Source organism: Streptomyces sp. NBC_01244 (assembly GCF_035987325.1).
GTDB lineage: Bacteria > Actinomycetota > Actinomycetes > Streptomycetales > Streptomycetaceae > Streptomyces.
Genome location: NZ_CP108488.1, coordinates 670,955 through 686,169, shown reverse-complemented (window position 1 = coordinate 686,169; position 15,215 = coordinate 670,955). Strand labels below are relative to the sequence as shown.

The following is a 15,215-nucleotide window of genomic DNA, read 5'->3' as shown; positions in this document are numbered from 1 at the left end:
CGTCCCCTCCCCACCCCACCCCGCCCCTCCCCACCCCCTTCCTCCCGACCCCGCCCTTCCCCCTCACCGCCACTAGGAGCAAGCCGATGGCCCTCGCCCCGTCGTCGCCCCCGGGCTGCCCCCACACCGGACCCGCCCGCAGGACCGTGGTCCAGGCCGCGGCCCTCGCCGCCGCCGGAGTCGCCACGGGACTCGCGCCCACGGCGTGGGCCGCCGAGCCCCCGGCCCGCCCGGCGGCCGGCCCGGCCGCGGAGCCCGCGCGCAGGGACACCGAGCCCCAACCCCTCCCGCTGCGCACCGACCGCGACTCCCAGGGCGACATCCTCGCCGGATTCCGCAAGGACCACGCCTGCTTCCTCTTCCTCCACTTCCGCGACGCCGACAAGGCCCGGCACTGGCTGACCGGTCTGCTGCCCTCGATCTCCACCACCGAGGAAGTGGCCCGCTTCAACCGGGCCTTCAGCAGGGCCCGCCGGCGCAGCGGCGGCATCGACCCCGACTCCATGGCCACCCTGTGGACCGGGCTGAGCCTGACACATCCGGGGCTGCTCCTGTTCGCGGGCAAGGAACCCTTCCCTGCGGCCCCGGCCGGCTCCAGCGCCGAGGCCTTCACCCAGGGCTGCGCCGCCCGCGCGCAGCAGATCGGCGACACCGGAACCAGCGCCCCGCAGTCCTGGCTGTTCGGCTCGGAGGAGCCCGGCCGCGTGGTGCACGCCGTCCTCACGCTCGCCGCCGACCAGCCCGAACGCCTCGACGCCGCCGTCTCCGAACACAGCGCGGGCGCGGGCGCGGCCGGCGCGACGGTCCTCTTCCGCCAGGACGGGGCCACGCTCCCCGGCGAGCTGCGCGGGCACGAGCACTTCGGCTTCCTCGACTGCATCAGCCAACCCGGAGTGCGGGGCTTCGACGAGCCGGACCCGGCCGACGCCACCGGCCTGCTCGGCAAGCCCGGAACCCGGCTGATCCCCGCCGGCGAGTTCGTCGTCGGCGCCGAGCGGGTGGGCAAGCGCCCCACGGGCCTGCCCGCCTGGGCCACCGGCGGCGCCTTCCAGGTGGTACGCCGCCTCGCGCAGGACGTGCCCGGCTGGTGGACGCAGGTCGCCCTGCGCCTCGCCGAACTCCAGCGCGCCGGCGCCGCGCCCGCCGACGCCGGCCGGGAATGGCTCGGAGCCCGCCTGATGGGCCGCTGGCCGGGCGGGATGCCGGTCGCCCTGTGCCCCGCGGCGGAGCAACTGCCCGTGCCGGGCGAGCACCCCGACGCCAAGCTCGACTACGGCCGGGATCCCCAGGGCTGGCAGATGCCGCTCTTCGCGCACATCCGCAAGGGGAACCCGCGCGACGGCCTCGTCCTCACCCCGGGCCGTCCCCCCGTGGCCCAGGCGGAGCTCGACGCACGGCGCCTGATGCGGCGCGGAATCCCGTACGGCCCCGTCTACAAGCCCGAACTGGGCGGGGAACACGGTCCGGAGACCTCGCGCGGGCTGGTCTTCGTCTGCCACCAGTCGGACCTGGTGGGGCAGTTCGAGCTGGTGATGCGCAAGTGGGTGAACGAACCCGACTTCCCGGCCGGCCGCAACCCGCGCACCGGCTGCGACCCGGTGCTCGGCCCCGATTCCCCCATCGCCTTCGAGACCCCCTCGGCGGACGGCACCGGCAGCCGGGCCAACACCCTCTACTTCGGACGGTTCGTGCGCACCGAGGGCTCGGTCTACGCCTTCAGCCCCTCCCTGCCCGTCCTGCGGGCCCTGGCCAAGGGAGAACTCGACGACTCCATCGAGTTCCACACCGGTTCCGTACTGCGCCCCGGCGAGCTCCTCGACGCGGGCACGTTCCGGCTGTCCCTCGACAGCACCGGAGACCTCGCCCTGCTCGACTCCGAGGGCCGCCGTACGTGGCACACCAACACCGCGGGCTCCGGCCACGACGCCGTCCTCACCCAGGACGGCGAACTGCTCGTGCGCAAGGCCGACGGCCGCCCGGCCTGGTCGAGCGGAACCACCGGCCACCCCGGCGCGCGCCTGCTGCTGCGCCCCACCGGAGAATTGGTGATCGTGGCCGGCGACCGGGTGCTGTGGAAGGCGTCCGCCTCGTAGGGTGACGCCATGGCGATCACGGCACCAGTGACAGGCGACACCCGGCTGATCTACGGCTGCATGGCTCTCGGCGGGAGCTGGGAGCCCGGCCCGTACCAGGCCGAGGACATCGACGCGGCCGAGGCGGCGATCGAGGCCGCCCTCGACAGCGGCATCACGATGTTCGACCACGCCGACATCTACCGGCACGGAAAGGCGGAAGCCGTCTTCGGCGAGGTGCTCGCCCGCACCCCCGGCCTGCGCGAACGCATCACGCTGCAGACCAAGTGCGGCATCCGGCTCGCCGATGGCGACCGCCCCGGGATCTACGATCTGCGGGGCGCGAGCATCCTGCGCCGCGTGGAGGAGAGCCTCACACGGCTGCGCACCGATGTCATCGACGTCCTGCTCCTGCACCGGCCCGACCCCCTGGCGGACCCGGCGGAGACCGCCGAGGCGCTCACCTCGCTGCACCGCCAGGGCCTCGTCAGGGAGTTCGGCGTCTCCAACATGAGCGCCGCGCAGTGCGCCGCCCTGCAACGCCACCTCGATGTCCCGCTCGTCGCCAACCAGCTGGAGATGAGCCTGCAGCGGCGGGACTGGCTGGAGGACGGGGTCCTCGTGAACACCCCGGCCGCGGCCGCCGTCGGCTTCCCGGCCGGCACCGTCGAGTACTGCACGGCCAACGGAGTCCGCCTCCAGGCCTACGGGGCGCTGGCCCAGGGCCGCTTCACCGGGCGGGAGTCGAGCGTCGGGGAGCACGCGACCGCCGAGCACCTGCGCGCCCTGGCCAAGGCCAAGGACACGACACCGGAGACGATCCTGCTGTGGTGGCTGCAACGCCACCCGGCCCGGATCGCCCCCGTCATCGGCACCGGCCGCCCCGAGCGCATCCGGGCCTGCCGCGACGCCGCCCTGCGCGCCCCGGACCTCGGCCACGAGGAGTGGTACTCCCTGTGGCTCACGGCCCGGGGCGGTCCGCTTCCCTAGGGGGCGGCTTGTTGTCCTAGCCGGGCGAGCCGACCGCGCAGACCAGGATCGGGGTGGCGCGGCGCGGGTCGAGGGCGTTGCGGACCAGGTGCCAGACGTTCAGGTCGTACGCCTCGCCGATGTGGCCCACCGGGTCGAAGGGGCAGAAGTCCTGCACGTACTGGTTCTTGACCCCCGGCTCGCGGACGAACGCCGTCTCGGTCGGGGTCACGAGCTCGTCGTAGCGCGAGGTGATGATGGTGTAGGCGATCCCGGGCTGGGCCACCGGACCGTCGTTCAGCGCCAGGATCGCGGGGCCGCCGGGCACCTCGTCGGCGAGCACCGGGATGCCGATGGTGGTCACGATCTTCTCCATGGCCGCCCGGCCGAGCAGCTTGTCGCCCAGGTCGAGCAGGCCTGCGGCGTTCGTGCCGTGGGTCGGGGGAGCGATGGCCACGACCGCCTTGATGTGGGGCTGGATGCCCTGCATCTTGGCGAGGTAGAGGGCCTGGAGCCCACCTTCGGAGTGGCCGACGACCGAGACCTTGGCGGCGCCCGTCGCACCGCGCACCTTCTCCACGTACTCCTTGATCTCCAGGTTGGAGACGGCCACCGGCTTGAGGCCTCCGACCAGCGGGAAGCCGTCGTAGGCGCCGTAGGTCAGGGCGAAGGTGCAGTAGCCGCGGGCGGCGAGGTCGAGCTGGAGGAAGTTCAGGTCCTCGTACCAGGTGGCGAAGGTGCCGTGGAGCAGCACCACGGGCTCGGGGTGCGCGGCGCTCGGCCGGCAGGAGAAGTCGTTCACCCCGCCTCCCGTGACGCCCTCGGTGGCGGCGTGCGCCGGGAAGGCGGCGCCGAGCAGGAGGGCCAGCGGGAGAGCGGCTCTGGCGAGCAGGGTGCGGGTGCGCGACGCACGGGTACGGGGGGCCATACGACATCTCCTGACGGGGGGTCGTGCACTGGTCGGACTGCACAGAATGCTCCGGCGCGCCGCCCGTGTCCCCTGGCGGTACGCGCAGAATGCTTCCTCCCGCGTTTGTGCACGGTGACAATGCGGGGATGGACGACGCGGACGGTACGGCGGTTGTGGCATCCGGTGGGACGACGGCCGGGGCGGCTGACGGGTCCGCTGGCGGGTCCGCTGACGGGGCGTCGGGAGCAGCGCCGGGGCTCGCCGCCGCGCTGCTGCCCCGGATATCGGAGATGGCTGCCGAGACCGTCGCCCGGCTGACCGCCGACATTCCCGCCTACCGGCTGCTGCCCGACAGCGTCCTCGGCGGAGACCTCGTCGCCAACACCGAAGCCGTGCTGAAGCTGTTCTTCACCACCGTCGCCGAAGGGCGGGCGCCCACCGAGGCCGAGCTGGCCCTCCCCGTGGCCTGGGGCGCCGAGCGGGCCCGGGACGGGGTCCCCCTCGAGGCGGTGCTACGGGTCTACCCGCTCGGCGCCCGACGGGCCTGGGAGCTCGCCGTGGCCGGCCCCGAACCCGTCGACGACCCGTACGCCCTGGTCACGGGCCTGCTGGCATTCCTCGGCGAGGTCATGCCGAAGGTCGCCGAGGCCTACCTGCGCGAACAGGCCGACCTCGACTGGGAGCAGCGCGAACACGGCCGCAACCTCGCCGGGGTCCTGCTCGCGGGCCGCCCGGCCCGCCGCGCGGCCGAACGGTACGGGCGCACCCTCGCCGAATCCTACGAGGTGGTCGTCCTGCGGCTCCCCGAGGCACCCGGCGGCGCGACGAACCGCATCCTGCGCGCCCTGCGCTCCGAACTGGACGGCAATCCGGAGGTTCTGGCCACCTTCAAGGGCGAAGGCGGTGTCCTCCTGGTCCCGCTCGCCCCGGACGGGACGGACGCGCCGGACGGCGCGACCAGGCGGCTGCTCGCCCGCCTCGACACGGCGGCCGAACTGCGGTGCACGGCGGCGGCCGCCGTCGCCGAGGACCACGCATCGATCCCCCGGGCTCAGGCGGAGGCCTCCGAAGTGCTCTCCCTGGCCGAGGACTTGGGGCGCCCACCGGGCCTCTACCGGCTGGCCGACCTCGCCGTCGAGTACCAGATCGTGCAGCCGGGCCCCGCCCGCGACGCCCTGGCCAGGGTCCTGGCACCCCTCGACGACCAGCCCCATCTGATCGCCACGCTGCGGGAGTTCATCGCGGCCGGCTACCGGCGGGCCGAGGCCGCCGAAGCCCTCACGGTCCACCGCAACACCCTGACCTACCGCCTGGGCCGCATCCGGCTGCTCACCGGCCACGACGCCACCGACCCCACCGGCGCCCGCCACCTCGCGGCCGCCCTCACGGCGTACGGTGCGGCCCGCCGCAGCGGCCCCTGAGGCGCACCGGCGGGCCGGTGGGCCGTGGGGCAGGCTCCTCAGAGGACCGGCGGCCGTCCGGCTGCCGTCAGCCGCACCACGGTGCGCCAGCGCATGGGCCGCCGCACCTGGTCGTGCCGGGCCGCCCACCCTTCGCGCAGCCCCTGGAGCGAGTCCCGGAGTCCGCCGCCGCGCAGCCCGCGCAGGGCCGTGACGGCCGTCCAGACGCCGAGGTACGCGGGGATGAGGGGCGCGGGGAGGTTGCGGTAGGCGAGCCAGACGCGGTTGCGGGCGGCCAGCCGGTGGAAGAGCGCGTGCCGGGTGGGGCTGGTGACCGGGTGGTGCATCCGGACCTCCGCCGCGTACCAGCCGCTGCCGCCCTGCTCCCAGAGCCGGTACGCGAGGTCGATGCCCTCGTGGTACAGGAAGAAGTCGGGCCAGCCCCCGGCCGCGTCGAAGGCGTCCCGGCGGACCATGACCACGCCCTCGGTCATGGTGGCGATGGTCCCGGACCGCCCCGGATCCCCGGCGCGCAGCCGGGGCACCCAACGGCGCGGCGTCGTGGTGTCGTCGGGCCCGGTCAGCCGCGGCTGGACGTACGCGGCCTCCGGGCGCCGGCGGGCCTCGGCCACCAGCCGGGACAGGACGTCGGGCCGGGGGAACGAGGCGTCGTTGTCGAGGAAGAAGAGGAACTCGCTGCCCGGGTCCCGCAGGGCGAGCGCGCCGCGATTGCGGCCCTCGGGGATGCCGAGGTTCTCCGGAAGGGCGACGACGGTGGCCCCGTCCACCGAGAGCCCGGGGACGCAGCCGTTGCCGACGACGACGATGCGCAGGTCGACGTCCTGCTGTGCGAGGAGCGTCCGGACGGCCGCCGCCTCCTCGTCGGGACGGTCGTTCATCGTCAGCAGGACGACGTCGATCCCGGTCACGGCGGGGGAGGGTGGGGTGGAAGAGGGGGAGGCGGGCACGGATCGGATGTTATCGGAGCCGCCGCCCCCACCTCCGCGGGGAAGCCGCCGGGCCGGCTCAGGTCAGGGGGAGGAGCCGGGACGGCCCGTGCGCCGACGGGGGCGCGGAGGCGGGCGACGCGAGCGGGGCATCGGTGTCGCCGCCCAGCGCGCTGCCGGCCAGCCAGGCGTCCCAGCCGAGGTTCCAGTCGCCGAACCCGTTGGCGAACGGGGCCATCGGCTCACCGCCGCTGTTCACCACCGACACCACGTCCCCTTCCCGCACCGTGTCGAAGAACCAGGCCGCGTCGGCCGTGCTCATGCCCGTGCAGCCGTGGCTGACGTTCTCCTCGCCCTGCGCGTCGACCGACCAGGGCGCGGCGTGCACGTACTCCCCGCTCCATGTCACCCGGGTCGCGTAGAACACGGGCAGGTCGTAGAACTCGCTCGTACCGCGCTTGATGCCCACGCTGTCCCCGCGCATCCGCACCTTGCGCTCCTTGCCGAGCACGACCTTGATGCCGGTACGGGTCAGGAAGCCGGCCTTGCCGGTGGTCACCGGGATGGTCCGGACGGTCCGGCCGTTGCGGCGTACGGTCATCTCGTGCGCGGCGGCGTCGGTGAGCGCCTCGATCCGGTCCCCGATGGTGAACCGCAGGGACTCGGAGGGGCCGCCGTACTGCCGCTCCCCGACCTCGACCCCGTCGAGCCCGCTGACCACGTGCACCACGGCGTGGGCGGGCCAGTAGGTACGGGGCCGGTAGTGCAGGGTCGATTCGTCGACCCAGTGCCAGGCTCCCTCGACCGCCGGCTCCGAGGTGACCTGCAAGGCGCGCTCCAGCCGGGCCCGCGCCGCCGGGTCGGTGGCGGGGACGGGGTGGCTCAGGGAGGCCGTCACGATCTGCCCCGCCCCGTACGTGCCGGGCCGGGGCCCGAACTCGGCCGTGAGCCGGTCCTCCTGCGCCGCGGGCGCGGTCCGGAACGCCATGGTCACGCCGACCGGGGTGCCCGCCGCGTCCTGGGCGCCGACCCGCACGGTGTAGGTCTCACCGGCCCGCAACGGCTCGGTGTTGGCCCATCGGTGCCCCCGGGCGCCCAGGGAGCCGCCCACGTGGCGGCCGTGACCGTCGTGGACGGTGACGTAGGTGAGGAGCCCCGGTCCGGCGAGGGCGATCTCCAGGGGGCCGGCCGCGTCGGTGGGCAGGACGACCGTGTGCGCCGCCGCCCGCGAGGCGCCGCGGGACGAGGGATCGCGCACCACGGAACCGGCTCCGCTGGAGGTGGCCAGGACCACCCGCTGCTCCAGGCCGCTGCACAGACCGGCCCGGAAGGCGTCCATCGCGCACCCCCGGCCCCCGTCGTCCAGCACCCGGCCGACCAGCAGCTCGACGGAGCCGGCGTGGTCGCCGCCGGGCTGGCGCCCGTCACCGGGCCGCGACGCGGGCTGTGGCGCGGCGGCGACGACGAAGACCACCCCGGCCACCGCCCCGGCCACGCTCCACGTCCTGCTCCGTCGCCGGAGTCCTCCACGGTGTGTCGATGACAGCATGCGCGCCACGCAGCCCTCCCAGATCGCCTTCGGCCGGATGGCAGCATCAAAACGATTTCCGGGCAGCCTGATGATCATGAACTCGGCCCGTGGGGCCGAATGGGCGCCGAAGAGGGCTCGTACGGAGTAGGGGAGGGCCGCTCCGGGCCGCAGGGAGCCGTGCTTCAGGCCGTGACGTTGCCGAGGGCCTTGACGTCGCCGAAGGCCTTGACGTCGCCGGTGACGTTGCCGAAGAAGGCGGCGAGGTTCGCGACCGTCCGCTGGATCTTCTCCTCCAGCGTGAGCGACTCGTGGAGCCGTGCACCCGGGCCCGCGTCCTTCTTGCCCCGTACGTAGAGCGAGCAGGCGAGGTCGCTGCAGATGTAGGCCCCCACGGAGTTCCCCTGCTGCCCGGCCTTGCCCGCCTTCGGCGCGACCATCAGGGAGACGCCCCCGGTGTGCGTGGTCAGGCACAGCGAGCACATGCTGCGCCGCGCCTGGGAGGGGGCGGCGGCGGAGGTGCGCAGCGCCAGGGCGACCGGGCGGCCGTCGAACTCGGTGGCGAGGTAGGCGCGCTCGGGGGCCTTGGGGTCCCACCAGCCGAGGAAGTCCAGGTCCTCCCAGGGCCGTTCGGCCAGATCACGGGGTACGGACAGGCGCTTGGCTTCGCCCTTGGTGCAGTTCACGAAGGCGGCACGGATCTCTTGCTCGGTCAACGGCTTCATGAGCGGCAGGCTAATTTGCCTAAAGGTTTTAGGCAAATACATAATGGCTATCGCCAGCTAGGAGGCACATGATGGTTCGAGCAGGACTGACCACGGAGCGGCTGACCCGGGCGGGCGCGGAGCTCGCCGACGAGGTCGGCTTCGAGCAGGTGACCGTCTCGGCGCTCGCCCGGCGCTTCGACGTCAAGGTCGCGAGCCTCTACTCGCACCTGAAGAACTCCCAGGACCTCAAAACCCGGATCGCCCTGTTCGCGCTGGAGGAACTGGCCGACCGGGTCGCGGCCGCGCTCGCCGGGCGGGCGGGCAAGGACGCCCTGGCCGCCTTCGCGGACGCCTACCGGGACTACGCCCGGCAGCACCCCGGCCGCTACGATGCCGCCCGCCTCCGGCTCGACCCCGAGACGGCGGCCGCCAGTGCGGGCGTCCGGCACGCCCGGATGACGCGGGCGATCCTGCGCGGCTACGACCTGACGGAACCGGACCAGACGCACGCGGTACGGATGCTCGGCAGCGTCTTCCACGGCTACGTCAGCCTGGAACTGGGCGGCGGCTTCAGTCACACCGCCGTGGACCCGCAAGAGTCATGGGACTGGATCGTGGACTCGCTCGACGCGATGCTGCGCAAGCCCGTAACCGCGTAATCCCGTAACCCTGTAGTCCCATAACCCCGTAGTGCCGTAGTCCTGTAGTGCCGTAGTCCCATAACCCCGATCATCACGAGGCTGAGGCGATGACCACCGACCGCGACCGGATCACCACGCCCGTCACCGAGGACCTCCTGCGCGGCGCCCTCGACGTGGAACGCACCGCGCACGGCCTGCTGCCCCACCGGCTGCCCGCCCGGGCCCGCCTGCAGATCCCCGACGACCAGCTGGCTACGGCCGAGGCCCGCCCGTCCGGCGTGCGCCTGGTCTTCCGCACCAGGGCCACCGTCATCGAACTGGACGCACTGCCCACCAAGCGGGCCTACCGGGGCTTCCCGGCCTCGCCGGACGGTGCGTACGACCTCGTGATCGACGGCGTGCTCACGGCCCGGGCCACCGTGCCCGGAGGCAGGGTCCGCACCCTCGACCTGGCCACCCAGGCCGTCGAACTCGAAGAAGGGCCGCCCGGCACCGCCCGCTTCGCGGATCTGCCCGCGCGGGACAAGGACGTCGAGATCTGGCTCCCGCACACCGAGATGACGGAGCTGATCGCCCTGCGCATCGACGCCCCCGTCACAACGGCGCCGGAGAGCGGGCGCAGGGTGTGGCTGCATCACGGCAGCTCCATCAGCCACGGCTCGAACGCGGAGCGTCCGACCGGTACCTGGCCGGCGCTGGCCGCGGCGCAGGGGGCCGTGGACCTGGTCAACATGGGATTCTCCGGCAGTGCCCTGCTGGACCCCTTCACCGCCCGCGCGATGCGCGACACCCCGGCCGACCTGATCAGCGTCAAGATCGGCATCAACATCGTCAACCTGGACGTGATGCGGCTGCGCGCCTTCGCCCCCGCGGTCCACGGCTTCCTCGACACCCTCCGCGAGGGCCATCCGGCCACTCCGCTCCTGGTCGTGTCGCCCCTCCTGTGCCCCATCCAGGAGGACACCCCCGGCCCCCTCGCCACCGACTTCAGCACCGGGACCCTGCGGTTCAAGGCCCTGGGCGACCCCGCCGAACGGGCCGCCGGGCGCCTGACGCTGGGCGTCGTCCGCGAGGCGCTGGCCGGGATCGTCGCGCAGCGGGCGGCCGGAGATCCGTACCTGCACTACCTCGACGGCCGTGACCTCTACGGTGCCACGGACCACGCGGAGCTGCCGCTCCCGGACGACCTGCATCCCGACCCCGCGGGCCACGTGCGCATCGCCGGGAACTTCGCCCGCCACGCCTTCGCCGCCGGGGGCCCCTTCGCGGCCGCGACCGCCTGAACCACCCGGAACCACCCTGCGCCGCGGCCCGGCGGTGCGGCCCCTCGGGCGCCCCGCCGGGCGCGCCGCCGACCCGGCCGCGCGCCACAATGACGGCACGCCCGTCCGGTGCCCAGGAGCCTCATCGGCCCGTCATTTTGCATGAACATGCATCATCGCGCATACTCATCCCATGTCAAAGGTTCTCACCTCCCTGCCCACCGGCGAGCGCGTCGGTATCGCCTTCTCCGGCGGCCTCGACACCTCCGTCGCCGTCGCCTGGATGCGCGACAAGGGTGCCGTCCCCTGCACCTACACCGCCGACATCGGCCAGTACGACGAGCCCGACATCGCGTCGGTGCCCACGCGGGCCACGGCGTACGGCGCCGAGATCGCCCGCCTGGTCGACTGCCGTGCGGCGCTCGTGGAGGAGGGCCTGGCGGCTCTCGCCTGCGGTGCGTTCCACATCCGCTCCGGCGGCCGCGCCTACTTCAACACGACGCCGCTCGGCCGCGCCGTGACCGGCACGCTGCTGGTCCGCGCGATGCTGGAAGACGACGTGCAGATCTGGGGCGACGGGTCGACCTTCAAGGGCAATGACATCGAGCGGTTCTACCGCTACGGCCTGCTCGCCAACCCGCACCTGCGCATCTACAAGCCGTGGCTCGACGCCGACTTCGTCACCGAGCTCGGTGGCCGCAAGGAGATGTCGGAGTGGCTGCTCGCCCACGAGCTGCCCTACCGCGACAGCACCGAGAAGGCCTACTCCACCGACGCCAACATCTGGGGCGCCACCCACGAGGCGAAGACCCTGGAGCACCTCGACACCGGTGTCGAGACCGTGGACCCGATCATGGGCGTCCGGTTCTGGGACCCCTCGGTCGAGATCGCCACCGAAGACGTGGCCATCGGCTTCGAGCAGGGCCGCCCGGTCACGATCAACGGCAAGGAGTTCGCCTCCGCCGTCGACCTGGTCATGGAGGCGAACGCCATCGGCGGCCGCCACGGCCTGGGCATGTCGGACCAGATCGAGAACCGCATCATCGAGGCGAAGAGCCGCGGCATCTACGAGGCTCCGGGCCTGGCCCTGCTGCACGCCGCGTACGAGCGCCTCGTCAACGCGATCCACAACGAGGACACCGTCGCCCAGTACCACAACGAGGGCCGGCGCCTCGGTCGCCTCATGTACGAGGGCCGCTGGCTGGACCCGCAGGCGCTGATGATCCGCGAGTCCCTGCAGCGCTGGGTGGGTACGGCGATCACCGGCGAGGTGACGCTGCGACTGCGGCGCGGCGAGGACTACTCGATCCTGAACACCACGGGCCCGGCGTTCAGTTACCACCCGGACAAGCTCTCCATGGAGCGCACCGAGGACTCGGCGTTCGGCCCGGTGGACCGCATCGGCCAGCTCACCATGCGCAACCTCGACATCGCCGACTCCCGCGCGAAGCTGGAGCAGTACGCCGGCCTCGGCATCGTCGGTACGACCCACCCCGCCCTGATCGGCGCCGTCGAGGCGCCGGGCTCCGGCCTGATCGGCGCCATGCCCGAGGGCGGTGCCGAGGCCATCGCCTCCCGCGGCGAGGTCTCCGGCGACGACGAGCTGCTGGACCGCGCCGCGATGGAGTTCGGCACCGACTAACCGGTACCGGCGGCAGGGCGCGAAGCGCCGCCCGTGGTCCCCGGAGGGGCCGCGGGCGGCGTTCTCTTTGGCCGGGGCGCGGGCGGGGGCGCCGTTCGGGACGCCGGTCAGGGCGCCGTGGCCGTCCAGGGGGTGACCGCGCCACCGCGGACCCGGCGCACCTCGCCCGGGAGTCCAGGAGCCGGAGATCTCGGTGGATGGTCATCGCGCTGACGTCGAGTTCGCGGACGAGCCGTTCGAGGGAGACATCGAGCAGCTCACCTACGACCAGTACGGCCGCCCCTGCGAGTCCAACCGCGTCGTCTACCGCGCCGACCGCTACCGCTTCCACACCACCCTGGCGGTCTTCCCCGGGCGGGACGGAGCCGGTCGAGCGGCCTAGCGCCGTACGTGCAGGTGGCCGTCGAGCGGATAGGCGGGCGGCGCTGCCGGCAGGATCCCGTCGAACCCGTAGCCGGCCTTCGCCGCGACCCTGCAGGACGCCGGATTGTCCACCTGGTGGAGCAGTTCGAGCCGTTCCAGGCCCTGGGCCCGGAACGTGTCGAGCGCCCAGGCGGTGACGGCCTCCAGGGCGCGGGGAGCGACCCCCTGGCCGCGGGCCGAAGCCGAAGTCCAGTACCCGACCTCGGCGGCGGCCTTGCCGGGGGAGAGCTCCTTCACCACCACGCTGCCCACCAACCGCCCCTCCGGCGCTCCGGGAACGGCCTCCAGAACGGCGAAGCCGCACCGTTCGCCCGCCGCCCACCCCCGCTCCTGGTCCCGCACCCACCGCAGCCCGTCCTCCTGGCTCTCCAGTCGAGAAGTCGCCCAACGGCGCAGTACGGGGTCCCGGTGGATCTCGACGAGCGCGCCGACGTCCGCCGCCCGCCAGGGACGAAGGGCGAGGGCGGGAGCGGTGGCCGTCGGGGCGGCCGTGAGCGTGATGTGAGGTGACACGGGTGGATCTTATGCGTCACCTCCCGCTGAACAGGCCGGTATCCGGCCGCGTGGAGCGGGGGCCGGATGGCGGCTGGGGTGGGGGCCTTGGTCCCTTGTGGGGGATCGAGGCGGCCGTAGTTTGGACAAACGGGATATCTGATCGGCTGAGGGAGTGGTGGGAGCGATGACCGAGGTGCACTGGGAGGTCGGCTCGTACCGGATGACGGTGTCGCTGCCGGAGTCGGACGCGGCGTGGGCGGTCGAGGGTACGAAGGGGTTGATGGGCATCCGCCCCCTGTTCGAGGGGCGGGGACCCGAACCCCGTCCGCTGCCGGAAGTCGAGAGCGGGATGAACCCCGTGCTGCTGGGCGCGCTCGGCAAGGGATTCTGACGGAGTCCTGGCAGGATCGCGGGATGGAACGTGTGCTGGGAATCGGTGGATATTTCATGCGGGCCGCGGATCCGGCGGCCCTGGGCGCGTGGTACCGGGACTGCCTGGGGCTGGACTCGGACGAGCACGGCCTGTGGCGTCAGGGAGCCGGACCGACGGTGTTCGCACCGTTCGAGTCCGGGACCGACTACTTCGGTTCCCCCGCCCAGCAGACCATGCTCAACTTCCGGGTCCGCGACCTGGACGCGATGCTCGCGCAGCTGCGCGCCAAGGGCGCGGAAGTGGCTCCGGAGGCCCAGGACATGGACGGCGTCGGCCGGTTCGGCTGGGTCACCGACCCCGAGGGCAACCGGATCGAGCTCTGGCAGCCCGCCTGAGCAGGCCGGCACGCGGGAAAACCGTGCTCGGGCGGGCTGCGGAGCCTCTTGGTCAGAGTGCGCGTCGCTCAGCCGGTGGCTGTCGTGGCCGGCTCGCGGGTGACCGCTTCCGCCGGGGCCGCGGCCGGTGCAGGGGTCGGGGAAGGTGGAGTGGCGTGGACGGCCTCCGGCGGGAGGTGGCGTTCCAGCCGGGTCAGGGCGAGCGCGGCCCCGAGTGCGGCGACGGTGAGGAAGGCCCAGGGCAGGCGGCCGTCGAGGGCGAGCAACCCCGTGAAGAGGGACGGGGCCAGCGCGGTGGCCAGGGAGTACGACAGCTGGTAGGTGGCGAGGTAGCGGCCGCGTACGGCCTCGGGAGCGGCCGAGACCGACAGGGCGCCGCCCGAGGGGCTGTGGACCAGCTCGCCGACCGTGTAGACCACCACGATGACCAGCAGGGCGACCAGCGTCGCCGTCTGTCCGGGCCGGACCGTGCCGAGCACGATCTGCCCCACGAAGGCGGCGGCGAAGAGCAGTGCCCCGAGGGCCGCGGAGCGGGTGCGGCGGGCTCCGGAGCGGCGGACCCGGCTCGCGATCAGGACGCCGATCCCCGCGCAGAGGGCGGTGTTGACGGTGAAGGCCGCACCGGTGAGGGAGTCGGGTCCGTGCAGCCACGTGGTGATGTAGAGCGGGAAGAGGACGGACAGGGCCGAGTACCCGAGGGCGGTCAGGAAGTTGGCGGCGGTGAGGCCCAGGAAGGGCCGGTCGGCGAGCACCATCCGGTAGCCCGCGGGCGGCCGCTTGGCCGAGCCGGGTGCGCCGTCCGCGCTGAGCAGGCCGTTCGTGTGGTCCCGTAGCGGCTTGACGCGGCTGACGAGCAGTCCGGCGAGCGCGAAGGCGACCGCGTTGCCCCAGGCGGTGTAGGTGAACCCGTCCGTGCCCCACAGGGCCAGTACCCCGGAGACGACCAGCGCGCCGGCGCCCATGCCCGCGTTCTGCAGGGCCCTGATGGAGGCCTGGAGCCGGTCGCGGGCGCCACCCCGGGCCACTTCCCCGATCAGCGACTGCTGCACGATGGAGAAGGACCGGTCGGCGAGGGCCGTGACCAGTGCGACGGCGGCGAAGGCCGGCAGCGATCCGGCGAACGGGTAGAGGGTGAAGCCGAGCGCCCGGACCGCGTAGAGCAGCAGGTTGACCTTCCTTGCCCCGAACCGGTCGACGGTCGAGCCGGCGAGCGGCATGACCGCGAGTCCGGCCAGGCCGGTCGCCGTCAGCACGATGCCGACGAGGGCGAAGGAGAGCCCGGTCACGTGGTGGAAGAAGACGAGCGAGAAGGGGATGTACATCCCGATCCCGATCGCGCTGATGCCCACTCCGAGCAGCAGTGAGCGTTCGCCCGCCACCCGCTCCTCGCGCATGCCCTTGACCACGTAGAACTCTCCCCCGATTGGATTGCCGGGAAGTAGCTTAGTGAT

At 73.2% G+C, this 15,215-nt stretch carries 15 protein-coding genes; 9 read left to right on the top strand and 6 right to left on the bottom strand.

The features are described from left to right. Positions 1-86 precede the first annotated feature (86 nt). On the top strand, positions 87-2,093 hold the full coding sequence (locus tag OG247_RS02860; protein WP_327250675.1) for a peroxidase: 2,007 nt from the start codon (positions 87-89) through the stop codon (positions 2,091-2,093). Positions 2,094-2,102: 9 nt separating this feature from the next. Continuing rightward, on the top strand, positions 2,103-3,062 hold the full coding sequence (locus OG247_RS02855) for an aldo/keto reductase (RefSeq protein WP_327250674.1): 960 nt from the start codon (positions 2,103-2,105) through the stop codon (positions 3,060-3,062). A gap of 16 nt (positions 3,063-3,078) precedes the next feature. Here the strand turns inward: OG247_RS02855 and OG247_RS02850 are convergent, their stop codons facing one another. Then, entirely contained in the window at positions 3,079-3,969 is an 891-nt protein-coding gene (locus OG247_RS02850) for an esterase/lipase family protein (protein WP_327250673.1), read from the bottom strand. Between the two features lie 272 nt (positions 3,970-4,241). Between OG247_RS02850 and OG247_RS02845 the strand changes: the two genes are divergently transcribed. Further along, on the top strand, positions 4,242-5,372 hold the full coding sequence (locus tag OG247_RS02845; protein WP_327250672.1) for a PucR family transcriptional regulator: 1,131 nt from the start codon (positions 4,242-4,244) through the stop codon (positions 5,370-5,372). 38 nt (positions 5,373-5,410) lie between these two features. On the opposite strand, the gene OG247_RS02840 is transcribed toward OG247_RS02845, so the two are convergent. The 3 genes from OG247_RS02840 to OG247_RS02830 form a co-directional block, all read right to left on the bottom strand. Beyond that, positions 5,411-6,280 carry a glycosyltransferase family 2 protein gene (locus OG247_RS02840; protein WP_442813206.1) on the bottom strand — a complete coding sequence of 290 codons (870 nt, stop codon included), beginning with the start codon at positions 6,278-6,280 and terminating at the stop codon, positions 5,411-5,413. A gap of 97 nt (positions 6,281-6,377) precedes the next feature. After that, a complete protein-coding gene (locus OG247_RS02835; protein WP_442813575.1) occupies positions 6,378-7,637 on the bottom strand; it encodes an Ig-like domain-containing protein in 1,260 nt (419 codons plus the stop codon). A gap of 374 nt (positions 7,638-8,011) precedes the next feature. Further along, the gene (locus tag OG247_RS02830) at positions 8,012-8,551 is read right to left on the bottom strand and encodes an FBP domain-containing protein (RefSeq protein WP_327250670.1); all 540 of its coding nucleotides are present in this window, start codon (positions 8,549-8,551) and stop codon (positions 8,012-8,014) included. 71 nt (positions 8,552-8,622) lie between these two features. Between OG247_RS02830 and OG247_RS02825 the strand changes: the two genes are divergently transcribed. The 4 genes from OG247_RS02825 (at position 8,623) to OG247_RS02810 (ending at position 12,460) form a co-directional block, all read left to right on the top strand. Continuing rightward, a complete protein-coding gene (locus OG247_RS02825; protein ID WP_327257318.1) occupies positions 8,623-9,192 on the top strand; it encodes a TetR/AcrR family transcriptional regulator in 570 nt (189 codons plus the stop codon). Positions 9,193-9,281: 89 nt separating this feature from the next. Continuing rightward, positions 9,282-10,457 (top strand): GDSL-type esterase/lipase family protein, encoded by a 1,176-nt coding sequence (locus OG247_RS02820; protein ID WP_327250669.1) that lies wholly within the window; start codon positions 9,282-9,284, stop codon positions 10,455-10,457. A gap of 172 nt (positions 10,458-10,629) precedes the next feature. Next, the gene (gene argG / locus OG247_RS02815) at positions 10,630-12,078 is read left to right on the top strand and encodes an argininosuccinate synthase (protein WP_327250668.1); all 1,449 of its coding nucleotides are present in this window, start codon (positions 10,630-10,632) and stop codon (positions 12,076-12,078) included. Between the two features lie 193 nt (positions 12,079-12,271). Next, complete coding sequence (locus OG247_RS02810; RefSeq protein ID WP_327250667.1) at positions 12,272-12,460, top strand: hypothetical protein; 189 nt, start codon at positions 12,272-12,274, stop codon at positions 12,458-12,460. Here OG247_RS02810 and OG247_RS02805 read toward each other — a convergent pair. Continuing rightward, positions 12,457-13,014 carry a GNAT family N-acetyltransferase gene (locus tag OG247_RS02805; RefSeq protein ID WP_327250666.1) on the bottom strand — a complete coding sequence of 186 codons (558 nt, stop codon included), beginning with the start codon at positions 13,012-13,014 and terminating at the stop codon, positions 12,457-12,459. The two genes, OG247_RS02810 and OG247_RS02805, sit on opposite strands and share 4 nt — an antisense overlap. A 166-nt stretch (positions 13,015-13,180) precedes the next feature. Here OG247_RS02805 and OG247_RS02800 point away from each other — a divergent pair, with 166 nt between their 5' ends. Together OG247_RS02800 and OG247_RS02795 are read left to right on the top strand one after the other, a co-directional pair. Beyond that, complete coding sequence (locus tag OG247_RS02800) at positions 13,181-13,387, top strand: hypothetical protein (protein WP_327250665.1); 207 nt, start codon at positions 13,181-13,183, stop codon at positions 13,385-13,387. A gap of 23 nt (positions 13,388-13,410) precedes the next feature. Further along, entirely contained in the window at positions 13,411-13,764 is a 354-nt protein-coding gene (locus OG247_RS02795) for a VOC family protein (RefSeq protein WP_327250664.1), read from the top strand. A gap of 68 nt (positions 13,765-13,832) precedes the next feature. Here the strand turns inward: OG247_RS02795 and OG247_RS02790 are convergent, their stop codons facing one another. Further along, on the bottom strand, positions 13,833-15,170 hold the full coding sequence (locus OG247_RS02790; RefSeq protein WP_327250663.1) for an MFS transporter: 1,338 nt from the start codon (positions 15,168-15,170) through the stop codon (positions 13,833-13,835). Between the last annotated feature and the right edge of the window lie 45 nt (positions 15,171-15,215).